We start from the raw sequence: 25,834 nt of genomic DNA on the forward strand, positions 1-25,834 counted from the left end.
CAGGACGGCCTCCAGCAGCCCGTTCACCCGATCCCGGGTCGCGCGGACCACCTCCACGTGCGCCTGGAGCTCGTCCAGCAGCTCGTCCAGGCGCAACCGCGGCAGTGCCGGTCGCTCGTCCGACGCCACAACCACTCCCACGGTCGTCGATATTTGTCGAAACCCTTCTCCGGCCATCGTGTCAAAGCACGCCCCGCGCGTCTTGTCTTCGCCGGATGGACACCATCGGGATTCCGGTTGCCGACGGGCCCTCGCGGGCCCAACGGCCCTGAGGAAAGGCTCCCGACAGGGCCGGGAGACTCTGTGCGGATCCGGCGGGGGAGAGCAGGGTGAGGGCGTACCTCTCACCGAGGAGGAAACGATGGACACGCGCCCGCCGCGGGCCGCCCCTGCGCACGTCGTGGTCGGGATCGACCTCGATCCCTCGATCAACCGCAGGTCCGTGCGCTGGGCCGCCCGCGAGGCGGCCCTGCGCGGGGCCGCACTGCACCTGGTGTACGCCTGGGAGCCGGCTCTCGCGCACCGCGCGTTCTACGCGCCGATGCACACCCTCGTCGATCCCGCCGTGGAGCGTGGGCGGGTTCGCGAGTTGCTGGACGCGGCCGAGCAGGTCGCGCACCACGTCAGGCCCGACGTCAGGGTCGTTCGGCGGCCGATCGAGGGGCCGGTCGTGCCGGCTTTGCTCGGTGCGGCGGGTGAGGCCGAACTGCTGGTCCTGGGCGGTCGTCCGCGCCACGCGGATTCGCGTCCGCTCGGCCCGGTCACCCGAGGATGCCTGCGCGGCGCCCCGTGCCCGGTGGTCACCGTCGGTTCCGTGCCCGTCGAGGAGGATCGCCACCCGATACCGCTTGCGACACACACGACAGGAGCAACGCCATGACCGACACCACGCAGACCGTCGAGCAGACCAGCGCTCGGATCCCGACCGTGCGCGAGGTGATGCACGGCCCGGTCGTCTCGGTGACCACCGGGGACACCCTGTGGGCGGTGATGGACAAGATGATCGCCACCCACATGCACCACGTCGGCGTCGTCGACGGCGAGCGGGCGCTGGGGCTCATCAGCGACCGCGACCTCGCCGCCGTGTGGGCCCTGGACCCGCTGGGCCTCAAACGGCACACCGCCGGACACGCCCTCGTCGGGACCGAGACGACGTTCGTCGCCCCCGACACCGACGTGGTCACGGCCGGGGAGGAGTTGCTCAGGCACCGCCGCGACGCCCTCCTGGTGGTCGACGTCGACGGCAGCGCGCTCGGGGTCCTGACCGACCGCGATCTGTTGACCGTTCTCCTGGGGCTGCACCGCCCGATACGGTGACAGGCGCGGGCGTCTCCGACGTTCGAGAATGAAGGTACGACCGACTTCGGAGGAGGGCCGTGTCGACATCGCCCATCCGCGTGTTCCTGCTCGACGACCACGAGGTGGTCCGCAGGGGCCTCGCCGACCTGCTCGGCGGCGAACCCGACATCGAGATCGTGGGCGAGTCGGGTTCCGCCGCCGAGGCCACGCGGCGCATCCCGGCGCTGCGCCCGGACGTCGCGATCCTGGACGGGCGACTTCCCGACGGCAGCGGTATCGACGTGTGCCGCGAGGTGCGTTCCCGCTTTCCCGAGATCAACGCGCTGATCCTGACCTCCTACGACGACGAGGACGCGCTGTTCGCGGCGATCATGGCGGGCGCGGCCGGCTACGTGCTCAAGCAGGTCCGCGGACAGGACCTGATCGCGGCCGTGCGTGCGGTGGCCGCCGGCCAATCCCTGCTCGACCCCGCGGTGACCACCCGCGTTCTGGAACGCGTACGCAAGGGGCCGGCGGCCGAGCCGGGTCCGCCCGGACTCAGCGAACGCGAGCAGCAGGTGCTGGAGCACATCGCGCAGGGCCAGACGAACCGCGAGATCGCCGAAAGCCTGGGCCTGGCGGAGAAGACCGTCAAGAACTACGTATCCGCGGTGCTGAACAAGCTCGGCCTGGAGCGTCGTGTCCAGGCCGCCGTCTACGCGACCGAACTGCACCAGGGCACTGATCGGCACCAGACCTGAGGGCATGACGGGTCTGGTCGACCCGACGTACACCGGTGTCCCCCGGGCTGATCGTCGGCCCGGGGGACACCGACGGTTCAGTGCGCATGCTCCTCTCGTTCTTCCGTGGTGTCCCGGCTCGCCCGGGCGGATGCGGCGTCCTGGGGGGCGCGGGGGTGAGTGAGAAGAGCGTGGGCGACCTCCTCGACGCCGTCGACGGCGGCGCACAGCCGCACCATGATGTCGACGTGGGTGGGATGGTCGACCTCGCCGGCAAGGTGTACGACGCCGTCGCGGACCTCGACCGTGATCGTCCCGGGCTCCAGGCACAAAGCCTCGCCCAGGACGTCGTGCTCGATCTCCGCGCGAATCTCCGCGTCCGACCGCAGGAGGACGCCGAGCAGGTCACAACGACTGACGATGCCCACCAGCCGCCCGGAGTGGTCCACCACCGGCAGGCGCTTGACGTGATGACGGTCCATCAGCCGAGCCGCCCACACGGTGCCGGCCGTCGGAGCCACGGTGATCACGGGGGACGTCATCAAGCCGCGGGCGGTGGCCTCCTCGTCGGGCGGCATCGTGTCGGGCACCCGATACGGACCCGACCCGGCCCACCGCGCCTCGGCGTTCGCCACCCGCGCGTGCAGCAGATCGGCCTCCGAGACAATGCCGAGCACCCGGTGGCCGTCGTCGACCACCGGCAGCGCGCTGACCTGCCAGATCTCCAGAACACCCGCGATGTCACGGAACCGGGCGTCGGATCCGACGGTGGCGACGTCATGCGTCATCACGTCTCCGACCCTGCTGTGCGTCATGTCGTGCCTCCCGAAGTCGGTGCGCCGGCGGCGAGTTCGCCGGCGATCGTGTCGGCCCACGTCTCGATCTCGGACCGGTTCCGGAAGTCGCCGTAGCGACTCCGCGCCAGTCGGAAGAACAGACGACCGAAGAAGGAGAGATCATCACGGGCGATGGCTCCCGCGAATCGGTGGTGGCCGGGTACCTTCGCGATGGCGGAGATCTTCGCATCGCCTTCGGGTGTGGGGGCGTGACTTTCGAAGCCGCCGGCGAGTGCACGGGCGAGGCCCACGTCGAACAACCGGACCGGGCGGTCCGCGAGGTCGACGCGCTGTTCGTCGGCGAACGCGGCGGCGGTCGGCAGCCAGGACCCGCCGTGGATCGCGCTGTCGAGAACGCAGGTGTCGAATCGCGACAGGTCCTCGCCCTCGCGCAACGGGCCGATTTGGGCGTGCAGACCGCGCATGCGCAGGCGTTCACCGATCCGGTGGGCGCTCTCCCGGGTGCCGCCGTGCGCGCTTACGTATGTGACGAGGACGTTCACGGTGTCACCTCCCGGGCGGACATCCCCAGCGTGCCACCGCCGTCGCAGGCGCGTCAGGGCCGCGCTACCCGGGGCGCAGGGCCGTTCGGCCCGGGTAGTGCGGGCGCGTGAAGCGGCGTTTCGGGAACCGCACATCGACGCGTGCACACCGGGAGGGAGCCGTCGGATTCGCCCGCCGTCGCGTGACGTCGACACGTGTACACGCCGCCGACTGCCCGGCATGGCACGAAGCAGGGCGTCTTCGCGTCCGACTGTACGAAGCCCCGCGACTTCTCCGGTCGTCGATCCCGCCTGGCAGCCACCCCGTTTCTCACCGGGCCTGCGGCGTTGACCACGCCGACGAACACCGGCGCGACCGGGTAGGCGCGCGGCTGGCGCGACTTGTGCGCTGACGCCCGACGACGGGCCCGCAGGCGGATCGGTCACTGCGCAACCCACTCCCCGGCAGGTGCGCCCTTTGATCCCGGCATGATCCCGGCACCGCCCCGACGCGCCGTGCGCCTGGAGGCCCGGGAGTGCGCCGGCGGCGACAACCGGGGTTGGAGCGCACGTGGCAGGACCATCCGTCGTCCGCGATCTGTCCGGCACGTGCGTGGACGCGGGCGGGACCGGACCACCCCGGGGCGGAAGAGCCGGCCCCCCGAGTGTTCCGGGAGCACTGCCCAGGTTCGGACCGTGGGCGGCCCGGCGGATGATCCGCTGCGCGACGACGAGCGTGAGTGTCCGCTCGGGGCGGCCGGGTCTGTAACGCGGCGTGGGCCCCCGTCACCGAGGTCGGCTGCGACGCGGAACGCGGACCGCGAACCCCGCACCGCCTGACCGCAGGCGGTGCGGGGACGCCCGGAGCGGATCCAGGTCAGCTGTACACCGTCTGCCAGCGCCGGAACTGGTCCGTCCAGGGACCGACTTCCTCCAGCTGGAGGACTGCATTCCCCTGTTGACAACTTTGGCGGGTATTGACCACCAAGTCGTCAGCCCCGAACGGCCTGATCACGAAGTCCGCCTGGGCGCTGTCCATCGAGGAGGAGTGCCGCGCCCGACTGCTCCTGCACGAAGTGGGCCGGGTAGCGCCCGCGATGACTCCGGAGCCGTTCGTGTTGTTGGTCGACTACGGGCCCGACCGGCTCTCTCTCACGGGCCGTTGGACCCTGTTCGGCCCGGCGGCCCGCGACCAGCGTGGGAGGTGAGCAGACCCGGCCGATCGAGCCAACCGAAGGGCCATCATGACCACCATCGACGTCGCGTCCGATCCACAGGCCGACCACACGCCCTGGCGGGACTTTTGCCCCGGGACGTGGAACGACACCATCGACGTCCGCGACTTCATCCAGACCAACTACACGCCGTACACCGGCGAGGCGGGCTTCCTGTGCGCGGCCACGGAGCGCACCCGCGCGGTGTGGACCAAGGTCTCCGCGCTGTTCCCCGAGGAGCGCCGCATGGGCGTGCTGGACGTGGACACCGCGACGCCCTCCACGATCACCTCGCACGCCCCCGGCTGGATCGACCGCGACCGGGAGCTGATCGTCGGCCTGCAGACCGACGCCCCGCTCAAGCGGGCGATCATGCCGGGCGGCGGGCTGCGCATGGTCGAGGCCGGCCTGCGCGCATACGGCCACGAGATGGACCCGTTCGTACGCGCGGTGTTCGGCACCTACCGCAAGACCCACAACGACGCGGTCTTCGACGCCTACACCCCCGAGATCCTGCGGGCCCGCCGGGCCGGACTGATCACCGGGCTCCCGGACGCCTACGGCCGCGGCCGCATCATCGGCGACTACCGCCGCGTGGCCCTGTACGGCGTGGACCGCCTGATCCAGGCCAGGCACGCCGACCGCGGCGCCCTGGATGGTCTGCCCGCCACCGTCGAGGTGATCCGCGACCGTGAGGAACTGGCAGAGCAGACGAGGGCCTTGGGTGAACTCAAGGTGATGGCCGCGACCTACGGCTGCGACGTCGGGCGGCCGGCGGCCACCGCGCACGAGGCCGTGCAGTGGCTGTACCTGGCCTATCTGGCCGCGACCAAGGAACAGAACGGCGCCGCGATGTCGCTCGGGCGCACCTCCACGTTCCTGGACGTCTACCTGGAGCGGGATCTGCGCGAGGGCCGGATCGACGAGAGCCGCGCGCAGGAGTTGATCGACGACTTCGTGATCAAGCTGCGGATCATCCGCTTCCTGCGCACCCCCGAGTACGACGCGCTGTTCTCCGGCGACCCGACCTGGGTCACCGAAGCCCTTGGCGGCGTCGGCACCGACGGGCGGCCGCTGGTCACCCGCACCTCCTTCCGCTACCTGCGCACCCTGTACAACCTCGGACCCGCTCCGGAACCGAACCTGACCGTGCTGTGGTCGCCCCGACTGCCGCCTGGCTTCAAGCGGTACTGCGCCCAAGTCTCGATCGACACCAGCTCGATCCAGTACGAGTCCGACGACCTGATGCGCCCGCGCACCGGTGACGACACCGCGATCGCGTGCTGCGTCTCGGCGATGGCCGTCGGCAAGGACATGCAGTTCTTCGGCGCCCGGGTCAACCTCGCCAAGGCCCTGCTGTACGCGATCAACGGCGGCCGGGACGAGGTCAGCGGCGAACAGGTGGGCCCGAAAGCCCTTCCACTGACCGGGGATCGGCTCGACGCGGCGGAACTGGACGCGGCGTTCGACAACGTCCTGGACTGGTTGGCGGGCACCTACGTGAACGCGCTCAACATCATCCACCACATGCACGACAAGTACGCCTACGAGCGTCTGGAGATGGCGCTGCACGATCACCCCGTGCACCGCACCATGGCCTGCGGCATCGCCGGACTCTCCGTGGTCACCGACAGTCTCTCGGCTGTCCGGCACGCGGGCGTCGAGGTGATCCGCGACCCCGACACGCAACTGGCGGTCGACTACCGCGTCCTGGGCGAGTACCCCGCGTTCGGCAACAACGACGACCGAGCCGATGCGATCGCCGTCGACCTGGTGCGTTCGTTCCTGGCCAAACTGCGCCGGCACCCCACCTACCGCGACGCCGAACACACGCTGTCGGTGCTGACCATCACCTCCAACGTGGTCTACGGCAAACACACCGGCAACACCCCCGACGGCCGCCGCGCCGGCACGCCGTTCGCCCCCGGCGCCAACCCGATGAACGGCCGCGACCGGCACGGCATGGCCGCCTCCGCCCTGTCGGTCGCCAAACTCCCCTACGACCTGGCCCGCGACGGCATCTCGTTGACCTCGACGGTGACCCCGGAAGGACTCGGTCACGACCCGAGCGAACGCGCCGACAACCTGGTCGGCCTCCTCGATGGCTACATCGCGTCCGGCGGCTTCCACATGAACGTCAACGTGCTCGATCGGGCCACACTGGCGGACGCCATGGAGCACCCGGACCGCTACCCGGACCTGACCATCCGTGTCTCCGGCTACGCGGTGCGCTTCGTCCGCCTCACCCGCGAACAGCAACTCGACGTGATCAGCCGCACCTTCCACGAAACCCGGTGAGCACGATGCGGTCACCCCGACCCCTTGCGCGGCACAGCCGCGCGCACGGCGACGGCGAGATCGGGCGGGTGCACTCGTGGGACATGTCCACGGGCGTGGACGGTCCCGGAACCCGCTTCGTGCTCTTCCTGAACGGCTGCCCGCTGCGCTGCCTGTACTGCTCCAACCCCGACACCTGGCACCTGCGCGACGGCCAGCGGACGAGCGCCGACGAGGTGATGGACAAGATCACCGCCTGCCGCGACTTCCTCCTCGCGGCCGGCGGAGGCGTGACGATCACCGGAGGCGAACCCCTGCTCCAGGCGCCCTTCGTCGAAACGGTGCTGGGCCGCTGCCGCGAACTGGGCCTGCACACGGCACTGGACACCTCCGGCTTCCTCGGCGCCCGGGCCGGCGATCGACTGTTGTCGGTGACCGACCTGGTCCTGCTCGACATCAAGTCCTTCGACCCGGATGCCTACCGCGATCTCACCGGCCGCGAGCTCGCGCCCACCCTCGCGTTCGCCCGCCGGCTCGCCGCGGCAGAGATCCCGGTGTGGCTGCGCTTCGTCCTGGTTCCGAACGTGACCGAGGACGCAGCGATGATCGACGAGTTGGCGGCGTTCGCCGCCGGGCTGGGCAACGTCGAACGCGTCGACGTGCTGCCCTTCCACAAACTCGGTGCCGCCAAGTACGACAACCTCGGCATCGTCTTCCCGCTGCGGGACACACCGTCGCCCACGGCCGAGCTCGTCGCTCGCGTCAGTGCGCAGTTCCGAGCACACGGACTGCGGGCCCACTGAGCGGCGGTGTGACCGCGCACGACGACCTGCGTGAGCGTGACAGATACCGCGCGAACGCCGCATCGGGAGAGGAATGGCTGCGTCCGAGGTCATCATCGCCAGGATCACCGCGGACGGCGCGCTCGCCGGCACCCCCGCGAGGCGGCGGCGGGCCGCTTCGGGGCTCGGGCGACGGTACGTGCGTGGACGCCCGGCCTCGGCCGAACCCGTACCGCGCCGCTGCGACCTCCTCCCGGGCGTCGCGGCGGGCCGGGCGGCTCGGCCACCAGGGGCAGTCGGCCCTGGTGGATGCCCGGTCGCAGCGGGACGGTGGGGATGAGGCTCCACCGATCCTCGCGAATGGAGATGCGACATGGACCGGACACCGCTCGTGGTCGCGGCGACCGACGGGTCACCAGCCTCGACCGACGCCTTGATCGAGGCCGCCGACGAGACGGCCCGCCGGGACGCGGAACTGGAGATCGTCTTCGTCTGGGAGTGGCCGGCACACGAGCGGCACGCGGGGTACGGCGTCGCGTTGCGCGACCGCGTGGAACGGATCCGCCGCGACGCCGTGAGGACGGCGCGGGCCCGGCAACCCGGGATCGGGATCCGCTGCTCGGTTGTGCACGACACCCCCGTGGCAGGCCTGATGGAGGTGGCCAAGCGCGCCGATCTGCTGGTCGTGGGCAGTCGGGGGCAGGGCGGGTTCACCGGGATGCTCGCGGGATCGGTGAGCCTGGGCCTGGCCGGCCGGGCGAGCTGCCCCGTCCTGGTGGTCCGCAGCCGGGTGCCGGCCGATCTTCCGGTGCTGGTGGGTGTCGCCGGAGAGGACAGCCGGCCTGCCGTGGAACGCGCCTGTACCGAGGCCGAATCGCGCCGGGTGGGGCTGATCGCGCTGCACGCCTGGGACTTCCCGGAGATCCCGTTCTCACTCCTGGAGACGCAGGGAGCGGAGTCCCCCTATCACCGGGCCCAGGAGTTCGCGCGGCACGTGCTCGCGGCCGCGGTGTCGCCGATCCGTGAACGACACCCGCAGGTACCGGTGGAGGAACGTGTGGTGCGCGCCGGGCCCGGCGCGGCACTGGTCGAGGCATCGAGGGACGCGGGCCTGGTGGTCCTGGGGCGGCATCGGTCGCCGCACCACTTCGGCCCTCGATTGGGGCACGTACCGATCGCGTTGCTGCATCACGCGCACGCGCCACTGCTGGTCCTGCCGCCCGACTGAGCACGTCCGCTTCGCGCCGGAAACCGCCGCGTGGCCGGCACCCCGCGGTTTCCGGCCGCGGCGCGTCGGGGCGGGTCGGTCGATGGGCACGAGCAGTCCTCGGAGCGTTCGTGTGCCGCGCGCGGACGACGAGAATCGGGCAGCGCGCGAAGGCGGCGACGGACAGCAGACGGAGCCCGGCGGCAGGCCCGCGAACCGGCCCAGGCCGCGACCGGGCGCGGCCTTCGTCGCCCGCACGCGAGCGCGCCGCAGGCCCCGGGGGACGCCGAGAGCACGTCGACCGGAGCCTGCCGGGTGTCAGTTCCGCGAGGAGTCGTCCTCCGCCGAGGCGTGTGGTCCGTACAGGTCCAGCAACCGAAGCCGGCTCGCCTGGAGTCGGGCGGCGATCACCTGTGCGCACGCGAGGGTGATCGCGCGGCCGAAGTCGGGGTCGCGTTCGCATTCGGCACGGACGGCCGCGGCGTCGAATTCCAGGGCGCGGACGGTTCCGATGGCCTGCGCGCCCAGGTGCCACCGGTAGGGCGGGAACAGCCAACTCCATCCGATGAGTTCGCCGCTGCCCAGAGTCTCCACGGCTGCCGCGTGGCGGCCGGGGACGTGTACGTCCAGACAGACGGAGCCGCCTTCGACGAGCCAGAAGTTGCGGGCCGGGTGGCCTTCCTCGAACAGGCGGGAGCCCGATTCGAACGTGACCGGCCGGCCGAAGGCCAAGAGTCGGTCCAGGTGTTCTTTGGGGATGCGGCCGATCCGGCCGGTGGCGTGGAACACGGGATCCTCCTCAGCGGCCGGGCGTGCGGCGGGCGAAGTGCGCCGGGCCGGGCCTGACGTGACTGTCGTCGAAGTCGAAGGTGAGGGTGTGGGTCACGTTTTCCACGCCGTCGACGGCCCGGCACAGGCGAAGCACGATGTCGATCAGACTGCGGTTGTCGACGTTTCCGGACAGGCATACGACGGCGTCGCGCACGTCCACCTCGATCGTTCCGGGCTCGAGCCACAGCGCGGTGCGCAGCACGTCGTGCTCGATCTCGGCGCGGATCTCGGTGTCCGGGCGCAGGAAGGTACGGAGCAGGTCGCAGCGGCTGACGATGCCCACCAGGCGACCGTCGCCGTCCGTCACGGGGAGGCGCTTGACGTGGTGGCGGTCCATCAGACGCGCGCCGCGCAGCGTGCTCGACGTGGGGTCCACGCTCACCACGGGAGTGGTCATCAGGTCGCGCGCGGTGTGTCCCTCGCCCTTGGTGTGGCGGTTCGTCAGCCGGCGCAGGCCGGGCAGGAGGTGGGCGTCCTGGGCCTGCTCCACCTGGGCGCGCAGCAGGTCGGCCTCCGAGACGATGCCCAGGATTCGCCGCTCGTCGTCGACGACCGGCACGGCGCTGATCCGGTGGGTGTCCAGTACTGCGACGATGTCCTGGAACTCGGCGTCGGGACCGACGGCGAAGACCTCGCGGGTCATGACGTCCTCGATCTTCCGGTGCAACATGCGAACCCCCTGGCTGATGTGCGACGAATCGCCGAGGCGTCGACGACGTCTTCGGTCGGACACCACGAGCGTCTCGCCGATTCGGGCGGTATGACAGGGCCGCGTTGCCCGGCGGGCAGGGGCCGTTCGACCCGGTCCGGCAGAGGTACGTCGCCGGGGCGTGCCCTACGCCCCCGGAAGGCTCGGTGACCATCGGCGCCGCCGCCCGGCTCTACTGGCTGCTCACGCACGCTCGCCAGGCGAGCCGGGGCCGCTTCGTCCGCGACGTGACGGCTTCCGGAACCGCCTGGCGTTCTCCTATCGGTCGATCCAGGGCAGCGGCTCCCAGACCGTCTACTACGGACTGTTCGCCCTCCTCCTCGGCATCCCGGTCTACGTCTACCTCGAGCGCGACCGCGGCGAATACGGTGAGCAGGCGACGCGCTCCGCATCCGCGTCCCCCGGGGCCGGCGGCGCGCTCGCGTGCGGGCGGCGAAGGCCGCGCCCGGTTTCCCGAGCGGCCCGCCACCTCGGAGACCTCCCCGAAGTCCCCTGGTCACGCGGCCTGACCGCCTCGACGGACGCGACGCGGTGCACTCGTCGACGAACCCGGACCACGCTCGTCCTGACCGGCATCGGAGGGCAACCGGCCCGCGTTTTTCGACTGGTGGGACTCCACCACGCCATCGCGTGCCGCTTGGTGACTCCGCCCGCGCCTCGAAGCGGCGAATCCCAAGTCGCCGTCGTCCTGGATCCACCCCTGGAACCCGCGCGAGCGGACCGTCTGGGATGCCGGTATCCCATTCCGGGAAGCCCAGCATTCCCATTCGGCCCTGGTCGTCCCGGGACCACCGACCCTGTCCGGCCCGCGTCGACGCCCCGAGAATGATCATCGGGTCGACCCGACCGGGCGAGCGCGTCCGTCACCTCGGAGGCACGCCTTGGCAGCCGGGATCACCACTGAAGCCGTCGCCGGGGCACGCCTCCTCCGTACCACCGGAGCGACTTGGTCGCCGAGGGTCTGACCAACCGACAGATCGCCGAACGCACACACGTCGCCGAGAAGACCGTCAAGAACTACGTGTCCACCCTGCTGGACAAGAGCTCGGTTTTGAACGCCGTGTCCAGGCCGCGATCTTCGCGGGAACGCTGTCGCACCGAACGTCCGCATGACAGGGTTCCGCGCGCACTCGTTGCCGCAGCCCTGTCACGGTCGAGCCGCGGCGAGGACGCGGGCATTGTTCAGTTCGCTTGCGCGGGCTCGCTTGTCATGTGCCGGCGCCAGGGCTCGACCGGCGCCGCGCTCGCCGTCGGTGAGGACCAGGACGTCGTCGGGTGTGACCGTCACGCCCAGGATCGCCGGCAAGATTCGGATGCAGCATGATCTCTTCCGCGATCCGTTCGGCGAGCCGGTCCACCACGGCTGCGACCGGGCCCGACAGGCCGATCCCCAGAGTGGTGTCGGCCCCCTCGACGGCGAAGACGACCAGCTTCCCGGGTAGGCGGTCCAATTCACGGGCGAGTTCGAAGGCGTCGCCCAGTCCGAGCCCGTGCGAACTCGTCGCGCCGCCCGTCCGCGGCAGTTGCTCACTCTCCAGCTCCAAGCGATGTACCCGACCCGGGTGCCCGGGGTGCGCGTGTGCGGCATCCACCACGATGGCGAAGTCGGCGCCTTCGCAGAGCGTGATCAGTCGGCCCGGATCGCCGTCGCACACAGAAAGAGTGGTTTCGCTCGGGAGTGGCCATTCCTCGGCTCGTTGCCCGAGCCGGGCCACGACGGCCCAACCCACACCGTCGTCGTGGCGGAACTCGTTCCCGACGCCGATGACGGCGATTCGCATGACGCGTTGCATGGACTCGGCGCTTCCCGTCGATCGGGCTCGCCAGTCGTACCAGCTCCGTCCGAGGTCCGTACGGGGAACAGACAGGGCCATCCGGCCCCAACTTGGGCGAGTCGGGCCATGGTCGACAGCGGGTCCACGCCCATACTGGCCGCGACGGCATCATCGGCGGCACCTGGAGGCCGGCATGGCGGATGACGGCGGTACCGCTGCGGTGATCGACAAGGACGGTTTGGACGCGCTGATCAGGGTCTTGGCCGGGCGAGGCCGCACAGTCGTGGGACCGACAGTCAGCGACGGAGCGATCGTCCTGGCCGAGATTGGCGATGGTGCGGAACTTCCCTATGGCTGGGGGGTCGAACTGGAGGCCGGCGTATACCGGCTGCGTGCCCGCGAGGACGGTGCCGCGTTCGCACACAGCGCCGGCCCGCAGTCCTGGAAGAATTTCCTGCACCCGCCACGTGAGCGGCAGTGGACCGCGGACCGCGGCGCCGACGGCGAGTTGGTGATGAAAGAGGCCCGCCCGTCGCCAATGTCGTACGCATTCCTCGGCGTACGCCCCTGCGATCTGCGGGCCATCGCGCTCCAAGACCGGATCCTGACAGGTGGGAAGTACACCGACGCGGCCTATAGAGGGCGCCGCGAGCGCGCCTTTCTGGTGGCGGTCGAGTGCACCGAACCGGGTGCCACCTGCTTCTGCGTGTCCATGGGAACTGGACCGGCCGCTGGGCCCGGCTATGACTTGGCGCTGACGGAGGTTCTCGACACCGACGGTCACCGCTTCCTCGTGCGAGCCGGGAGCGAGGAGGGCGAGTCGGTCCTGGCCGAACTCCCGCGTCGCCCCGCCGACGCGGTCACCCGAACCGCAGCCCGCGAGGGTGTCGCCGCCGCGGGGGAGAGGATGGGCCGCAGCATGCCGTTGGTGGACCTGAGGATGTTGATGCGCGAAACCCTCACGGCCGAGCGCTGGGACGACGTCGCGTCACGATGCCTGACCTGCGGCAACTGCACGATGGTCTGCCCGACCTGCTTCTGTACCACCACCGAGGACGTCACGGACCTGACCGGTGACCACGCCGAGCGATGGCGGCACTGGGAATCCTGCTTCGACCTCGACTTTTCCCACCTGCAGTCCGGCCCGGTCCGTGACTCCCCGCGCAGCCGGTACCGGCAGTGGGCCACCCACAAACTCGGCACCTGGTACGACCAGTTCGGCAGCTCCGGCTGCGTCGGCTGCGGGCGGTGCATCGTGTGGTGCCCGGTGGGCATCGACATCACCGAGGAGGCCCACGCGCTGAACATGGAACGGTCGGCCACCCGTCGGGAGCGAGGGGAAGGCCCGCAGTGACCGTTGTTCGCCACGGCTTTCTCGGTGCCTTGCCATCCGGGCACCGTCAGCGACTGGTCGCACTCGCCCACGACATCTCATTCCCGAGCGGTACCCGCATCTTCGAGGAAGACGGCGTCGCCGACCGGTTCTGGATCATCCATTCGGGGCTCGTCGTGCTCGACGTCCACGTGCCGGGGCGGCGTGCGGCCATCGTGGAGACCCTGGCCGAAGGTGATCTGCTCGGCTGGTCCTGGCTCTTCGAGCCATACCGTTGGCACCTCGGCGCACAAGCCCGTGGCACCGTGGCGGCGTCCGAGTTCGACGCGGAGCGCGTTCGCGCCGCTTGCGAGGACGACCCCGCGTTCGGCTCGGCGTTGACCAACTGCGTTGCGCAGGTGATCGCACGGCGGCTGAAGTCCACCCGCACCCGGCTACTCGACCTGTACGGACCCGGCAACGCCGACGAGGCGAGATGACTCCTTTCGCACCATCGACCGGGTACCCGGCGGCGGTTCCCGTCCCCTATCGGGTAGTGCACCGCGAAGCCGAGACGTCCGACACCGCCACGATCGTCCTGGAGCCGGTCCACTCGCCTCTGCCACCTTTCAGTCCAGGGCAGTTCGCCATGGTCTACGCGTTCGGCGTCGGCGACATCCCGCTGTCGGTGTGCGGGATCGAGGGACACCGGCTGACCCACACCGTCCGTACGGTCGGGGCGATCTCCGGCACGCTGCACGGCCTACGCCCCGGTGACACGGTCGGGGTGCGCGGCCCGTTCGGTACCGGCTGGGAGCTGTCCGCGGCAGCCGGACTCGACCTGCTCGTCGTGGCGGGAGGAATCGGTCTGGCCCCGCTGCGCCCGCTGGTACGCGACGCGGTTGCCGCGCCCGAACGGTATGGGCGGCTGAACGTTCTCATCGGAGCGCGCACGCGCCGTGATCTGGTCTACGGCGAAGAGGTTCGAGGTCTGCGGTCGACCGCCCGCGTCCTGACCACGGTCGACCGCCCGGATCCCCTGTGGCAGGGCGAGGTCGGCGTCGTCACGACCCTGCTCGACCGGGCCGCCTTCGATGCGCGGAAGGCGGCGGCCTTCATCTGCGGTCCCGAGCCGATGATCCGGGCCACCGCCGCCGACTTGCTGCACCGGGGAGTCCCTCCGGACCGGATCAAGGTCTCCCTGGAACGCAATATGCAATGCGCGACGGGCCACTGCGGGCACTGTCAGCTCGGCCCCCTCCTGCTGTGCCGAGACGGCCCTGTTCTGGCCTGGAGTCGAGCCCGCCCCCTTCTCATGGTCAGGGAGTTGTGACATGAAGGGGAGCAACCGTCCGAAACTTGCCGTCTGGAAGTTCGCCTCCTGTGACGGCTGCCAACTCACCCTGCTGGACTGCGAGGACGAACTCCTCGGTATCGCGCAGAAGTTGGAGATCGTCCACTTCCTGGAAGCGTCCAGCGCGACCGCGCCGGGCCCGTACGACCTGTCGTTGGTCGAGGGTTCGGTGACCACTCGGCAGGACATCGATCGAATCCTGCACATTCGGACCGTTTCCCGACGCCTGGTGACCATCGGTGCCTGCGCTACCGCCGGCGGAGTCCAGGCGTTGCGCAACTACGCCGATGTCGCCGAGTTCCAAGCCGTCGTCTACGCCCGACCGGACTACATCGAGACACTCGCCTCGTCCACGCCGATCAGCGCCCATGTCCCCGTCGACTTCGAACTGCGCGGCTGTCCCATCGACCGGGGCCAACTCGTGGAGGTCATCACGGCCTATCTGGCCGGGCGCAAGCCGAACGTGCCCGCGCACAGCGTCTGCTTCGAGTGCAAGCAACGAGGCACGGTCTGCGTGACGGTGGCCCACGGCACGCCCTGTCTCGGCCCGGTGACCCACGCCGGCTGCGGTGCTCTCTGCCCCGCGTACGGACGAGGCTGCTACGGCTGCTTCGGTCCCTCCGACTCGACCAACTTCCCCGCGTTCATCCCACTGCTGCGCCGCGACGGCATGGACACCCTCGACGTGGTGCGGGTGCTGCGCACCTTCAACACCGCTGCCGAGGAGTTCGACGCGGCCTCCCGGAAGGAACTGGAATCGTGACCCACCGCGGTTCCAGGGTGCTGCACGTCGGATCGCTCGCCCGGGTCGAGGGCGAAGGCGCCCTGTACCTGCGGATGGACGGCGGCGAGGTGGCCGAGGCCCGGCTGGCGATTTACGAACCGCCGCGCTTCTTCGAGGCGTTTCTGCGCGGACGCTCGTATACCGAACCCCCGGACATCACCTCCCGGGTGTGCGGGATCTGCCCGGTCGCCTACCAGATCAGCGCCTGCCGCGCGGTCGAAGACGCGTGCGGCGTCGTGCCGGACGGACAGTTGGCCGCACTGCGGCGACTGCTCTATTGCGGCGAGTGGATCGAGAGCCAGACCCTGCACATCCACCTCCTCCACGCGCCCGACTTCTTCGGCTGCGACAGCGCCATCGACCTGGCCCGTACCCACCGCGCCGACGTGGAACGTGGCCTTCGGCTCAAGCAGGCCGGCAACGCCATTCTGGAACTGCTGGGGGGGCGAGCGATCCATCCGATCAACGTCCGTCTCGGTGGCTTCCATCGCACCCCAACCGCGATCGAACTGCGGCCACTCGCCGAGCAGTTGCGCCGAGCCCGCGACGACGCGCAGGAGACGGTGCGCTGGGTGGCAGGCTTCGATTTCCCCGACTCCGGGTGCGACAACGACCTGCTCGCATTGGCCGAACCCGGCACCTACGCCATCGAGTCCGGCACCCCCACCGTTATGGCCGCGCCGTCCACCGCCGGCCTTCCCTCCGAATCCGACCGGGCGCTGCCCACCCGCACCTTCGCAATTCACGAGTTCGGCGATCACGTCGTCGAGAGCCAGGTGCCCCACTCCACAGCCCTCCATTCCCTGCTGGACGGCCGACGCCATCTCACCGGCACACTCGCCCGTTATGCCATCAGCGGACGCTGGCTCTCCCCGATCGCCCTCCAGGCCGCTCACGACGCCGGACTCGGCGACCCCCGGCAGGGAACCGTGTGCCGAAATCCCTTCCGCAGCATCATCGTCCGAGCGGTCGAGGTGCTGTACGCGATCGACGAGGCGCTGCGCATCATCGACGGCTACGAACCCCCGCGACGCCCCTGGGTCGACGTGCCCTCACGAGCCGGCACCGGGCATGGGGCGACCGAGGCTCCACGCGGCCTGCTGTACCACCGCTACACCCTCGACGGCGAGGGGACCGTCACCGACGCCGTCCTCATTCCGCCGACCGCACAGAACCAGGGCGCGATCGAGGAGGACCTGCGCCGCCTCGTGCAGCGGCGTCTGGGAGACGGCGAGGTCACGGACGCCGAGCTGACCGCCCTGTGCGAACGGGCGATCCGCAATCACGACCCCTGTATTTCATGCTCGGCCCATTTCCTCGATCTCACCGTCGAGCACTGATCGATCGGCTGCGTCGACCGGGACAGCACAGACGGGTGGCCGGAGGTCGAGGTGTAGACGACCCCGCGACGCGGACGATTTTGCGATGAGGGAATCGCGGCGGCCCACGAGGTGTGTCACTCGGCCTGCTCGCCCGGGCCACTCGGCCCTACGGCAGCCACCCGCGCGGCGTGAGGCTGGGGGCGCAAGCGTTACCGCTCACGTTTGGAAAGGCGGACGCCCTCATGAAGGCCCTGACCTACCACGGCGCCGGAACCCACCGGTGGGAGGACGTGCCCACCCCCACCGTCCGCGACCCCCAGGACGCGGTGATCCGCGTGGACGCCGTTACCATCTGCGGCACCGACCTGCACATCCTCAAAGGTGACGTGCCCGAGGTCGAACCGGGCCGCGTCCTTGGCCACGAGGCAATCGGCACCATCACCGAAATCGGCCCCGGTGTAAGAGGCTTCGTCCGCGGCGACCGTGTGCTGATCTCGTGTATCTCCTCGTGCGGGCGCTGCCGCAACTGCCGCGCCGGCGCCTACGGACAGTGCGCCGGCGGCGGGGGCTGGGTGCTGGGCCACCTCATCGACGGCACCCAGGCCGAATACGTCCGGGTGCCCTTCGCGGACACCTCCCTGCACAAGCTCCCGGAGGTCGTCGGCGACGAGGAGGCCCTGATGCTCGCCGACATCCTGCCCACGTCCTACGAGGTGGGCGTCCGCAACGGACACGTTTGCCCCGGTGACACCGTTGTCGTCGTGGGAGCCGGGCCCATCGGCCTCGCCGCCATCACCACCGCGCGCCTCTTCTCCCCCTCACGCGTCGTCGCCGTCGACCCCTCGCCCGCACGCCGTGACGCCGCGAAGCGGTTCGGTGCCGACGTCGTCCTGGACCTCCCCGAGGCCGACCCCGACGTGCTCGCCTCGCTCACCAGGGACGGACAGGCGGCGCACGTGGCCATCGAGGCCGTCGGCGTGCCCGAGTCCTTCGAACTGTGCACCCGCCTGGTCCGCGCCGGCGGACACGTCGCCAACGTAGGCGTGCACGGGAAACCGGCCACCCTGCACCTCGAGGACCTGTGGATCCGCAACCTCACCATCACCACCGGCCTGGTCGACACCATCAGCACACCGCTGCTCCTGGACCTGCTCGCCGAGGGCCGGCTCGGCACGGAGGGGATGATCACCCACCGGTTCGACCTCGACGAGATGCTCACCGCCTACGACACCTTCGCCCGCGCGGGGGAGACCGGCGCGCTCAAGGTCGCCCTCTTCCGCCGGTGAGCCACCCCTGCCCCAACCGCGTTCCACGAGATCCGAGGAGGATCCCGCGATGACCGTACGAGTGGGAATCAACGGCTTCGGCCGCATCGGCCGCAACTACCTGCGGGCCGTCCTGGGCCGCGCCGACGATGGCACCACCCCCGTCGAGGTGGTCACGATCAACGACATCGCCCCCGCCGCCACGCTCGCCCACCTGCTCCAGTACGACTCCACCTACGGCGTTCTGGCCCGCTCGGTCGAGGCCGACGGCGACACGATCGTCGTCGACGGCGTCCCCATCGCCGTCACCGCCCACCGCGATCCCGCCGCGCTCGCGTGGGACAAGTACGGCGTCGACATCGTGATCGAGGCCACCGGCCGCTTCCGCACCCGCGAGGACGCCGGCGCGCACCTGAAGTCCGGCGCCGGCAAGGTGCTGCTCTCCGCCCCGGGCCGCGGCGTCGACGCCACCATCGTGATGGGCGTCAACGAGGGCGACTACGACCCGAGCACCGACCACGTCGTCTCCGCCGCCTCCTGCACCACCAACTGCGTCGTGCCGATGGTCAAGGTCCTGCACGACGCGTTCGGCATCGAACGCGGCCTGATGACCACCATCCACGGCTACACCAACGACCAATCCCTGCTCGACGCTCCCCACAAGGACCTGCGCCGGGCCCGTTCCGCCGCGCTGAGCATGATTCCCACCAGTACCGGCGCGGCCCGCTCGGTCGGTCTGGTCCTGCCCGAACTGGCCGGCGCCCTGGACGGTATCTCGGTTCGCGTCCCCGTCGAGGACGGCTCGCTCACCGACCTGACCCTGATCCTGCGCCGGGAGACCGACGCCGCGGGCGTCAACGCGGCCTTCGAGGCGGCTGCCGCGGGTCCGCTGCGCGGCATCCTGCGCGTCAGCCACGCGCCGATCGTCTCCCGCGACGTGATCGGCGACCCGTACTCGTGCGTCGTCGACGCCGAACTCACCCAGGTCAACGGCGACCTGGTCAAGGTTTTCGGCTGGTACGACAACGAATGGGGCTACACCAACCGCCTGCTCGACCTGACCGAGTACGTCGCCCGCCGTCTCTGAGCCGTCACATCATCCGAACCCCGCAGGAAGGCCGGACATGACCACCGCGTACGTGTACGACTTCACCGAAGGCTCCCGCGAACAGGCCGGGTTGCTCGGCGGCAAGGGCGCCAACCTCGCCGAGATGACCCGCCTCGGGCTCCCGGTCCCGCCCGGCTTCACCGTGGGCACGAACGCGTGCCGCGCCTTCCTGCGCACCGGGAACGTCCCGGAAGGACTGGACGGCGAGATCGCCGCCCACCTGAACCGCCTGGAACAGCTCACCGGGCGCTGCCTGGGCCAGGCCGACGACCCGCTGCTGGTGTCGGTACGCTCGGGCGCCCGCTTCTCCATGCCCGGCATGATGGACACGATTCTCGACGTCGGACTCAACGACGCGTCCGTGATCGGCCTCGCCAAGACCACCGGCCGCGAACGCTTCGCCTGGGACTCCTATCGGCGCCTGGTGCAGATGTACGGCGCCACCGTGCTCGGCATCGACGCCGCCCGCTTCGAAGCCGTGCTGACCCGGCGCAGGCGACAGGTCGGGGCCGGCGACGACCTGGGTCTGGACGCGCGCCAACTCGCGGAAACGGTCCGCGAGTTCCAGGCGATCATCCACACCGCGACGGGCCGGGAGTTCCCGCAGGACCCGCGCGAGCAACTGCGGCGCGCGGTGGTGGCCGTGTTCGAGTCGTGGAACGGCGAACGCGCCGCGGTCTACCGCCGGCGCGAGCACATCGCGGACGACCTCGGCACCGCGGTGAACATCCAGGTCATGGTCTTCGGCAACCTGGGGCCCGACTCGGGCTCGGGCGTCGCCTTCACCCGGGACCCGGGCACCGGTCGGCCCGGCGTCTACGGCGACTACCTCCCCGACGCCCAAGGCGAGGACGTGGTCTCGGGCGTGCGGGACGCCCTCGCGCTCGACGAACTCGAGCACCTGGACCCGGACTCGCACGCCCGACTGCGCGCCCACCTGCGCCTGCTGGAAGCGCACTACCGGGACCTGTGCGACGTCGAGTTCACCATCGAACGCGGCCGACTGTGGGTGTTGCAGACCAGGGTCGGCAAGCGCACCCCCGAGGCGGCCTTCCGGATTGCCTGCGCCCTCGTGGACGAGGGGATGATCACCTGGCCCGAGGCCCTGTCGCGGGTGAACGCCGAACAACTCGACCACCTCACCTTCCCCCGCTTCGACGCGGATCCCGACACCCCGATCCTGGCGCACGGCGTACCGGCCTCGCCCGGAGCCGCGGTCGGCGCCGTCGTCTTCGACGTCGCCCAGGCGGTCCGCCGAGCCGAGGCCGGCGAGCACGTGGTGCTGGTCCGACACGAGACCAGCCCCGACGACCTGCCCGGCATGATCGCCGCCGAGGCCGTCCTCACCGGCCGCGGCGGCAAGACCAGCCACGCGGCAGTTGTCGCCCGCGGCATGGGCAAGGTGTGCGTGTGCGGGGTGGCGGAACTCGACATCGACCCCGAGCACCACCGGTTCACCACCGCCGACGGCATCGTGATCGAGGAGGGCACCGTGGTCTCCGTCGACGGCACCGCCGGCACCGTGCACCTCGGCGCACTGCCGTTGGTCGCCTCCCCGGTCACCCGCTACCTCGAGACCGGCACCCGAACGCCCGGCATCGTCGACGCCGTCGCCCGCTGCCTGGAACAGGCCGACGAGATCCGTCGAATGGACGTCCTGGCCAACGCGGACACGCCCGAGGACGCGGCCCGCGCCCGACGCCACGGAGCGCGCGGCATCGGACTCTGCCGCACCGAGCACATGTTTCTGGGTGCCCGTCGCCGGCTGGTCGAGGACATGATCCTCGCCCGCACCGACGCCGAACGCGACGCCGCCCTGGCGGCGCTGCTCCCGCTCCAACGCGAGGACTTCACCCGAATCCTGGCCGCGATGGACGGACTGCCGGTCACCATCCGCCTGATCGACCCACCCCTGCACGAATTCCTGCCCGACCACACCGAATCGGCCGTCCGGATCGCTCGCGCACAGGCCCTGGGACAGCCGCCGAATCCCCGCGACCTGCGCCTGCACGAAGCCGGCGAGCTGCTCCACGAGGAGAACCCGATGCTGGGCCTGCGCGGCGTACGCCTCGCGCTCGCGGTACCCGGCCTGATCGCCACCCAGGTCCGCGCGGTCGCCGAGGCCGTCGTCGCCCGCGTGCGCGCCGGCGGCGACCCGCGCGCGGAGATCATGATCCCGCTCGTGGCCACCGAGGCGGAACTGCGCATCGTTCGCACCGAGGTCGAACGCGTGCTCGCCGAGGTCCGCGCCCGCACGGGCATGGACGTGAACTGCCCGATCGGCACCATGATCGAACTGCCCAGAGCCGCACTGACCGCGGGCGAGATCGCCCGCTCGGCGGACTTCTTCTCGTTCGGCACCAACGACCTGACCCAGACCACGTGGGGCCTGTCCCGCGACGACGCCGAGGCGTCGTTCCTCGCCGCCTACCTGGAACAGGGCATCCTCTCCGTCTCCCCGTTCGAGACCATCGACCGCGACGGGGTCGGACGACTGGTCCGAATCGGCGTCGACCAGGGCCGTGCGACCACACCGAACCTGCGCATCGGCGTGTGCGGAGAACACGCGGGCGACCCCGACTCGATCCACTTCTTCCACGACTGCGGCGTCGACTACGTCTCCTGCTCGCCCTACCGCCTCCCCGGCGCCCGCCTGGAAGCCGCCCGGGCCGCGATTGCCGCCCGCCCCAACCGGGCCGAGCCCGCACACACCGAACCCCAGCCCGACTGAGCAGCACCGAGGACCGTCCGCGTCGGTAGGACGGCCCCGTCGAGAAGGAGGATCCAATGGACAACGAGACGGCCGGAACCCGCCTTCCCGACATGGTCGACATCCCCCGCAACATCCGCACCCGACGCGAACAACTGGGCCTGACCCGGGCGGACGTCTGCGCCCGGGCAGGGCTGCCCCTGAAGTGGCTGGTGGAACTCGAGGCCGGAGACGCCCCCTTGACCCGGGCCGCCCTCGGCGGCCTGGCGGCGGTGCTGGAGACCAGTGTCACCGCGCTCGTGTCCGGGACCGTGGGTACGCCGCCGACCACCCGGGAGGAACCGAGCAGCCCGGATGCCCGCAAGCTGATCCCGATGAGTGAAAACGAGTGCTACGCCCGGATCACGACCCACGAGGTCGGTCGTCTCGCCGGCGGCGTGGATCACACGCCGTGGGTACTTCCCGTCAACTATGTGCCCGACGGCAGGGATATCGTCTTCTCCACCCGACCCGGCTCACCACTCGCCCACGTTCGCGGAACGGTGGCCTTCGAAGTGGACGACGTGGACCGGTACGCCCGACTGGGCTGGAGCGTCCTGCTGATCGGTGTGGTCGAGCCCGTCACCGACCCCGTCGACATCGCCAGGCTCACCGAAGCCGGAGGCGATACCTGGCCCACCCGGCACAACGAACTGTGGTTCCGTATTCGTCCCGGCCGGGTGACCGGCCGCCGGCTGCGCCCACGCACAGGTCGGCGGTAACCACCTCCAGGGCGCAGTGACAATCCGTCGTCGCTTCGTGGTGGTGACTGCTTCCGCCGAACGTCCGAACGCCCGAACCCGATTGCCGGGTTCGGGCGTTCGACGGTGCGCGAGATCAGGCGTCCGGCGCGGGGACGAACACCACCGGGGTGTTGCTGTGACGCAGGCAGTACACGCCGGTGGGGCCCGGGATCGTGGGGCACTCGATGCCGCTGGTGCCCAGCACGAGCAGCCGGGCACTTCGCGCGTGGGCGACCAAGACCTCGCCGGCCGTGCCGCGCAGCGGGGTCGCCACGATCCGCTCGGGCGGGATCGGGGCGCGCACCAGGCTTGCCAGGGCGTGCTCCAGCCGCTCGCGGGCCACCGACAGCGGGGCGTCGGGCCGGTCCAGGGTCGGGCGCTCGGGATCGGCGTCCGTCCAGGCCGCGACCACGTCCAGGACCGCCCCGAGTTCGGCGGCCTCGCGAGCGGCCCAGCGCAAGGCGACGGCAGATCCGAAGGAGCCATCCAAGCCCACCACGATCCGGCCCCGCAGCCGGTTCCCGGTGGTTTCGTCGGCGGGGACGGCGCCCTGCCGAGGGGACACGCCGTTGGTTTCCCGGTCGAAGCGGGTGCCGAGCGATTCCATGTCTGACTCCTTCGTGTGGTCGTGGTCGCCATCGAGTGCCGAACGCCGAAGGTTTCGGCAGGGCCGATCAGGTGTCGCGTGTCGGGGGGAGTATCGGTTCCAGTCGGAAGAGCACCGGCCCGTGGTCCCTGGGGCCGTGCGCGGGCTTGCGTCCGGCGAGTGCCGAGACCAGATCGCGAGCCGTCACCAAGCCGACCATCGTGTCGTCGTCGGTGACCGCGAGCGCGTCGACCGCGTGGTCGGTCATCACGCCGGCCACCTCGGCGAGTCGAGCGGTGATCGGCACGTGCGGCTGGGAACCGCCGGGCAGGAGGTCGCCCACGTAGCGCTCGGCCAGCGAGATCGCCGGGAGCGCACATGCCACCGCCAGTTCGTCCCGCTCCAGCAGCCCCACACAGCGCCCGTCCTCGTTCACGACGGGAAGGTGGTGGAACCCGGTGCGCTGGATGAGCTCCCAGGCCATCAACAGGGATTCGTCACTCGCGACGGTGAGCAACGCCGTGCTCATCACGTCGGCCACGCTTCGCTCACCCACGGACGCGTTCGCGTGCGTGGTGGAGCTGCCACCCGGGGCGGTTTCGCTGCTCGTCCTCATCGCACTCGCCTCCTGTGTGTCCGGGGTCCGCGATCGCGCGGTGCGCCCTGTCTCCACCATCGGACCTTCCCGGCCCCGGACACAGGGCCGGTGGGGGTGGTGGGCCGGGCCGAAGGTCCCGGGCCCCGGGTCTGGGCGGCCCTGTGCCCGCCGGTGGAGCGCGAGCACGCTGAGAGTGAGGGGTCGATCGGATCTCGCGGTACCGGCCCCGCAGCCCGAGCCGTCGGCACGCGACGATTGGAAAGCTCATGAGCACCGGAACCCACCTTCCCGGCCTCGGGGTCCTGGTCGGCTACGACGGTTCACCCGGCGCAGAACGCGCGCTGGCCTGGGGCGCCCACGCCGCCGCCGAGGCGAAAACGCCGCTGTATCTGGCGATGGCCATTCCCGTCGCCGCTCTCGGTCGGCACGGTCACTCGGAGGAGGTTCGTGAAGGCGCCCGCGCCCTGCTGGAGCGGGCGGCGGACCGCAGCCGCGCCGCCCACCCGCACCTGGCGGTCGAGACATCGCTGGTCGAGGGGCCGGCGGCGGACGCGATCCTGGAGGCGAGCCGACGGGCCGAGCTGATCGTGGTCGGCAGCCGAGGCCTCGGCGGCTTCGCCGGGCTGCTGCTCGGATCGGTGTCGCTGCGCGTGTGCGCGCACACGACCTGCCCCGTGGTGGTCGTACCCGAGGCGGCCGACGAGGTGGACACCCCGAGCGTCGTCGTGGGCATCGCCGATCGCAGCGACGCGCCCGCGGTCGAGTTCGCCGTCGAGCGGGCTCGCCGCATCGGCGGCAGGGTGGTCCCCGTTCACGTGTGGACACTCGCGATGGCCGGCTACTGTCCCGGTGTGGTCGCGCCGCTGCTCGGGGACCCGCTGGACATGGCGGCAACCCACGATCACCTCCTGGCCGAAATCCTGGACCCGATCCGGGCACGGACACCGGATGTCACGATCGAGGCGATCGTCACGACCGGTGCCCCCGCCTACGCCCTGATCGCTGTCTCCGCGCACGCGGATCTCCTGGTGGTCGCCGCCCACCGGGCGCACGGACCCTTCCCGATGCGCCTGGGCCCCACCACTCACGCGGTGCTCCACCACGCGTCCTGTCCGGTGGCCGTCGTGCCGATACCCGTCGCAGGCCCATGAACGCCGCGGCGCCGCGACCGCGGCGCAGGCACCAAGGACTACGGCGATGGTTCCGAGCACTCGTCGGGCGTGAGCCGATGTACCGGCACTGTGAGGTCGTGCACGTGCGTTCGATGCTCTTGCTGACGCTCCTGACGCTGTTCGTGGTACCGCTGGCGATCGTGATGGCCGTCGACGCGAGCGCGACCTCCGGGGAGGCGACGCGGAATCGCCAACTCGCCGAAGAACGACGGGTTCCCGCCGTGCTGACCGCCAAGCCGCCCCAGGTGGCCGCGCCCGGCGCCGAGACGGTGGCGGCGAATGTGCGATGGGTCGCGGCCGACGGCGTCCCGCAAACCGGTACCGCGCGGGTGCCCCTGGGCACATCCGAGGGCGACACCACCCACATCTGGCTCGACGCCGCGGGTCGCCCCACAGACCCGCCGCTGACCCACACCGCGATCGTCGTCGACGAGATCGTCGCGGGGACGATGGCGTTCGGTGGGGCGTTCATGGTGATGGCGGGGGCCTTCGGCGTGGAGTGGTTGCTGATCTCCCGCCGTCGTGCGCTCGCGTGGGAGCGGGAGTGGGCAGTGGTGGAGCCGACCTGGAGCGGCCGCATCGAGCATTGAACCCGCGCGAACCACGTGCTCGATGCCCCGGCGACCGGGAGCGCGAACCAGAGAACCGAACAGCAGGGCCCACGCCACATCACGCACCGTCATCCATGGCGGCGCGGCGCGACGACTGGA

Annotated in this window: 25 protein-coding genes and 1 pseudogene; 19 read left to right on the forward strand and 7 right to left on the reverse strand. The window is 70.7% G+C overall.

Features of this window, described 5'->3' with window-relative positions:
* The first annotated feature begins 361 nt into the window (after nucleotides 1-361).
* The 3 genes from ACZ4FV_RS26150 to ACZ4FV_RS26160 are packed head-to-tail and all read left to right on the forward strand — an operon-like array spanning nucleotide 362 to nucleotide 2,039.
* Nucleotides 362-880 carry a universal stress protein gene (locus ACZ4FV_RS26150; protein ID WP_395873615.1) on the forward strand — a complete coding sequence of 173 codons (519 nt, stop codon included), beginning with the start codon at nucleotides 362-364 and terminating at the stop codon, nucleotides 878-880.
* Entirely contained in the window at nucleotides 877-1,317 is a 441-nt protein-coding gene (locus tag ACZ4FV_RS26155; protein ID WP_395873614.1) for an HPP family protein, read from the forward strand. The genes ACZ4FV_RS26150 and ACZ4FV_RS26155 overlap by 4 nt, the downstream gene beginning before the upstream one ends.
* A gap of 59 nt (nucleotides 1,318-1,376) precedes the next feature.
* Nucleotides 1,377-2,039 (forward strand): response regulator, encoded by a 663-nt coding sequence (locus ACZ4FV_RS26160; RefSeq protein ID WP_465323366.1) that lies wholly within the window; start codon nucleotides 1,377-1,379, stop codon nucleotides 2,037-2,039.
* Nucleotides 2,040-2,116: 77 nt separating this feature from the next.
* Here the strand turns inward: ACZ4FV_RS26160 and ACZ4FV_RS26165 are convergent, their stop codons facing one another.
* Both ACZ4FV_RS26165 and ACZ4FV_RS26170 read right to left on the reverse strand, forming a co-directional pair.
* Complete coding sequence (locus ACZ4FV_RS26165; protein ID WP_465323367.1) at nucleotides 2,117-2,833, reverse strand: CBS domain-containing protein; 717 nt, start codon at nucleotides 2,831-2,833, stop codon at nucleotides 2,117-2,119.
* Complete coding sequence (locus tag ACZ4FV_RS26170) at nucleotides 2,830-3,357, reverse strand: flavodoxin domain-containing protein (protein WP_465323368.1); 528 nt, start codon at nucleotides 3,355-3,357, stop codon at nucleotides 2,830-2,832. The genes ACZ4FV_RS26165 and ACZ4FV_RS26170 overlap by 4 nt, the downstream gene beginning before the upstream one ends.
* Nucleotides 3,358-4,313: 956 nt before the next feature.
* Between ACZ4FV_RS26170 and ACZ4FV_RS26175 the strand changes: the two genes are divergently transcribed.
* The 4 genes from ACZ4FV_RS26175 (at nucleotide 4,314) to ACZ4FV_RS26190 (ending at nucleotide 8,837) form a co-directional block, all read left to right on the forward strand.
* Nucleotides 4,314-4,544: a hypothetical protein gene (locus ACZ4FV_RS26175; RefSeq protein ID WP_465323369.1), complete on the forward strand. Its 231-nt coding sequence runs from the start codon at nucleotides 4,314-4,316 to the stop codon at nucleotides 4,542-4,544.
* A gap of 36 nt (nucleotides 4,545-4,580) precedes the next feature.
* Entirely contained in the window at nucleotides 4,581-6,848 is a 2,268-nt protein-coding gene (gene pflB, locus ACZ4FV_RS26180) for a formate C-acetyltransferase (protein ID WP_465323371.1), read from the forward strand.
* 5 nt (nucleotides 6,849-6,853) lie between these two features.
* On the forward strand, nucleotides 6,854-7,630 hold the full coding sequence (pflA, locus tag ACZ4FV_RS26185; RefSeq protein ID WP_465323409.1) for a pyruvate formate-lyase-activating protein: 777 nt from the start codon (nucleotides 6,854-6,856) through the stop codon (nucleotides 7,628-7,630).
* A 352-nt stretch (nucleotides 7,631-7,982) separates the two neighbouring features.
* A complete protein-coding gene (locus tag ACZ4FV_RS26190) occupies nucleotides 7,983-8,837 on the forward strand; it encodes a universal stress protein (RefSeq protein ID WP_465323372.1) in 855 nt (284 codons plus the stop codon).
* A 297-nt stretch (nucleotides 8,838-9,134) separates the two neighbouring features.
* Here the strand turns inward: ACZ4FV_RS26190 and ACZ4FV_RS26195 are convergent, their stop codons facing one another.
* Entirely contained in the window at nucleotides 9,135-9,605 is a 471-nt protein-coding gene (locus ACZ4FV_RS26195; protein ID WP_465323373.1) for a Crp/Fnr family transcriptional regulator, read from the reverse strand.
* A 10-nt stretch (nucleotides 9,606-9,615) separates the two neighbouring features.
* A complete protein-coding gene (locus ACZ4FV_RS26200) occupies nucleotides 9,616-10,317 on the reverse strand; it encodes a CBS domain-containing protein (RefSeq protein ID WP_465323374.1) in 702 nt (233 codons plus the stop codon).
* A 982-nt stretch (nucleotides 10,318-11,299) separates the two neighbouring features.
* Here ACZ4FV_RS26200 and ACZ4FV_RS26205 point away from each other — a divergent pair.
* Nucleotides 11,300-11,469: pseudogene (locus tag ACZ4FV_RS26205) on the forward strand (response regulator transcription factor); the annotation flags it as partial.
* A 95-nt stretch (nucleotides 11,470-11,564) separates the two neighbouring features.
* Here ACZ4FV_RS26205 and ACZ4FV_RS26210 read toward each other — a convergent pair.
* Entirely contained in the window at nucleotides 11,565-12,137 is a 573-nt protein-coding gene (locus tag ACZ4FV_RS26210) for a hydrogenase maturation protease (protein WP_395873607.1), read from the reverse strand.
* 187 nt (nucleotides 12,138-12,324) lie between these two features.
* Between ACZ4FV_RS26210 and ACZ4FV_RS26215 the strand changes: the two genes are divergently transcribed.
* The 9 genes from ACZ4FV_RS26215 to ACZ4FV_RS26255 all read left to right on the forward strand — a co-directional run bounded on the left by ACZ4FV_RS26215 (nucleotide 12,325) and on the right by ACZ4FV_RS26255 (nucleotide 22,747).
* Nucleotides 12,325-13,485, forward strand: a complete 1,161-nt coding sequence (locus ACZ4FV_RS26215; RefSeq protein WP_395873606.1) for a 4Fe-4S dicluster domain-containing protein — start codon at nucleotides 12,325-12,327, stop codon at nucleotides 13,483-13,485.
* A complete protein-coding gene (locus ACZ4FV_RS26220) occupies nucleotides 13,482-13,943 on the forward strand; it encodes a Crp/Fnr family transcriptional regulator (protein ID WP_395873605.1) in 462 nt (153 codons plus the stop codon). Before ACZ4FV_RS26215 ends, ACZ4FV_RS26220 begins: the two co-directional genes overlap by 4 nt.
* On the forward strand, nucleotides 13,940-14,776 hold the full coding sequence (locus tag ACZ4FV_RS26225; RefSeq protein ID WP_465323375.1) for an FAD/NAD(P)-binding protein: 837 nt from the start codon (nucleotides 13,940-13,942) through the stop codon (nucleotides 14,774-14,776). The genes ACZ4FV_RS26220 and ACZ4FV_RS26225 overlap by 4 nt, the downstream gene beginning before the upstream one ends.
* A 1-nt stretch (nucleotide 14,777) precedes the next feature.
* The gene (locus ACZ4FV_RS26230) at nucleotides 14,778-15,560 is read left to right on the forward strand and encodes an NADH-quinone oxidoreductase subunit B family protein (RefSeq protein ID WP_395873603.1); all 783 of its coding nucleotides are present in this window, start codon (nucleotides 14,778-14,780) and stop codon (nucleotides 15,558-15,560) included.
* The gene (locus tag ACZ4FV_RS26235) at nucleotides 15,557-16,921 is read left to right on the forward strand and encodes a Ni/Fe hydrogenase subunit alpha (RefSeq protein WP_465323376.1); all 1,365 of its coding nucleotides are present in this window, start codon (nucleotides 15,557-15,559) and stop codon (nucleotides 16,919-16,921) included. The genes ACZ4FV_RS26230 and ACZ4FV_RS26235 overlap by 4 nt, the downstream gene beginning before the upstream one ends.
* Before the next feature lie 224 nt (nucleotides 16,922-17,145).
* On the forward strand, nucleotides 17,146-18,189 hold the full coding sequence (locus tag ACZ4FV_RS26240) for a zinc-dependent alcohol dehydrogenase family protein (protein WP_465323378.1): 1,044 nt from the start codon (nucleotides 17,146-17,148) through the stop codon (nucleotides 18,187-18,189).
* A 49-nt stretch (nucleotides 18,190-18,238) separates the two neighbouring features.
* The gene (gap, locus tag ACZ4FV_RS26245) at nucleotides 18,239-19,255 is read left to right on the forward strand and encodes a type I glyceraldehyde-3-phosphate dehydrogenase (protein WP_465323379.1); all 1,017 of its coding nucleotides are present in this window, start codon (nucleotides 18,239-18,241) and stop codon (nucleotides 19,253-19,255) included.
* Between the two features lie 37 nt (nucleotides 19,256-19,292).
* Nucleotides 19,293-22,007, forward strand: a complete 2,715-nt coding sequence (gene ppdK / locus ACZ4FV_RS26250) for a pyruvate, phosphate dikinase (RefSeq protein ID WP_465323380.1) — start codon at nucleotides 19,293-19,295, stop codon at nucleotides 22,005-22,007.
* Nucleotides 22,008-22,063: 56 nt separating this feature from the next.
* Nucleotides 22,064-22,747 (forward strand): helix-turn-helix domain-containing protein, encoded by a 684-nt coding sequence (locus tag ACZ4FV_RS26255; protein WP_465323381.1) that lies wholly within the window; start codon nucleotides 22,064-22,066, stop codon nucleotides 22,745-22,747.
* Between the two features lie 115 nt (nucleotides 22,748-22,862).
* On the opposite strand, the gene ACZ4FV_RS26260 is transcribed toward ACZ4FV_RS26255, so the two are convergent.
* Complete coding sequence (locus ACZ4FV_RS26260) at nucleotides 22,863-23,375, reverse strand: universal stress protein (protein ID WP_465323382.1); 513 nt, start codon at nucleotides 23,373-23,375, stop codon at nucleotides 22,863-22,865.
* A 67-nt stretch (nucleotides 23,376-23,442) separates the two neighbouring features.
* Nucleotides 23,443-23,970, reverse strand: a complete 528-nt coding sequence (locus ACZ4FV_RS26265; protein ID WP_395873596.1) for an HPP family protein — start codon at nucleotides 23,968-23,970, stop codon at nucleotides 23,443-23,445.
* A 248-nt stretch (nucleotides 23,971-24,218) separates the two neighbouring features.
* On the opposite strand from ACZ4FV_RS26265, the gene ACZ4FV_RS26270 reads away from it, so the two are divergent.
* Nucleotides 24,219-25,103: a universal stress protein gene (locus ACZ4FV_RS26270; RefSeq protein WP_465323383.1), complete on the forward strand. Its 885-nt coding sequence runs from the start codon at nucleotides 24,219-24,221 to the stop codon at nucleotides 25,101-25,103.
* Nucleotides 25,100-25,714: an Rv1733c family protein gene (locus ACZ4FV_RS26275; RefSeq protein WP_465323384.1), complete on the forward strand. Its 615-nt coding sequence runs from the start codon at nucleotides 25,100-25,102 to the stop codon at nucleotides 25,712-25,714. The genes ACZ4FV_RS26270 and ACZ4FV_RS26275 overlap by 4 nt, the downstream gene beginning before the upstream one ends.
* Nucleotides 25,715-25,834 lie beyond the last annotated feature (120 nt).

The sequence above is a fragment of the Embleya sp. NPDC025285 genome (assembly GCF_055558835.1).

What these genes read in the sequence shown, in the direction of transcription:
- ACZ4FV_RS26150 (WP_395873615.1), top strand. Translation starts at nt 362, where the DNA reads ATGGACACGCGCCCGCCGCGGGCCGCCCCTGCGCACGTCGTGGTCGGG.
- ACZ4FV_RS26155 (WP_395873614.1), top strand. Translation starts at nt 877, where the DNA reads ATGACCGACACCACGCAGACCGTCGAGCAGACCAGCGCTCGGATCCCG.
- ACZ4FV_RS26165 (WP_465323367.1), bottom strand. Translation starts at nt 2,833, where the DNA reads ATGACGCACAGCAGGGTCGGAGACGTGATGACGCATGACGTCGCCACC.
- pflB (WP_465323371.1), top strand. Translation starts at nt 4,581, where the DNA reads ATGACCACCATCGACGTCGCGTCCGATCCACAGGCCGACCACACGCCC.
- pflA (WP_465323409.1), top strand. Translation starts at nt 6,854, where the DNA reads ATGCGGTCACCCCGACCCCTTGCGCGGCACAGCCGCGCGCACGGCGAC.
- ACZ4FV_RS26190 (WP_465323372.1), top strand. Translation starts at nt 7,983, where the DNA reads ATGGACCGGACACCGCTCGTGGTCGCGGCGACCGACGGGTCACCAGCC.
- ACZ4FV_RS26200 (WP_465323374.1), bottom strand. Translation starts at nt 10,317, where the DNA reads ATGTTGCACCGGAAGATCGAGGACGTCATGACCCGCGAGGTCTTCGCC.
- ACZ4FV_RS26210 (WP_395873607.1), bottom strand. Translation starts at nt 12,137, where the DNA reads ATGCGAATCGCCGTCATCGGCGTCGGGAACGAGTTCCGCCACGACGAC.
- ACZ4FV_RS26215 (WP_395873606.1), top strand. Translation starts at nt 12,325, where the DNA reads ATGGCGGATGACGGCGGTACCGCTGCGGTGATCGACAAGGACGGTTTG.
- ACZ4FV_RS26225 (WP_465323375.1), top strand. Translation starts at nt 13,940, where the DNA reads ATGACTCCTTTCGCACCATCGACCGGGTACCCGGCGGCGGTTCCCGTC.
- ACZ4FV_RS26230 (WP_395873603.1), top strand. Translation starts at nt 14,778, where the DNA reads ATGAAGGGGAGCAACCGTCCGAAACTTGCCGTCTGGAAGTTCGCCTCC.
- ACZ4FV_RS26240 (WP_465323378.1), top strand. Translation starts at nt 17,146, where the DNA reads ATGAAGGCCCTGACCTACCACGGCGCCGGAACCCACCGGTGGGAGGAC.
- gap (WP_465323379.1), top strand. Translation starts at nt 18,239, where the DNA reads ATGACCGTACGAGTGGGAATCAACGGCTTCGGCCGCATCGGCCGCAAC.
- ppdK (WP_465323380.1), top strand. Translation starts at nt 19,293, where the DNA reads ATGACCACCGCGTACGTGTACGACTTCACCGAAGGCTCCCGCGAACAG.
- ACZ4FV_RS26255 (WP_465323381.1), top strand. Translation starts at nt 22,064, where the DNA reads ATGGACAACGAGACGGCCGGAACCCGCCTTCCCGACATGGTCGACATC.
- ACZ4FV_RS26260 (WP_465323382.1), bottom strand. Translation starts at nt 23,375, where the DNA reads ATGGAATCGCTCGGCACCCGCTTCGACCGGGAAACCAACGGCGTGTCC.
- ACZ4FV_RS26265 (WP_395873596.1), bottom strand. Translation starts at nt 23,970, where the DNA reads ATGAGGACGAGCAGCGAAACCGCCCCGGGTGGCAGCTCCACCACGCAC.
- ACZ4FV_RS26270 (WP_465323383.1), top strand. Translation starts at nt 24,219, where the DNA reads ATGAGCACCGGAACCCACCTTCCCGGCCTCGGGGTCCTGGTCGGCTAC.
- ACZ4FV_RS26275 (WP_465323384.1), top strand. Translation starts at nt 25,100, where the DNA reads ATGAACGCCGCGGCGCCGCGACCGCGGCGCAGGCACCAAGGACTACGG.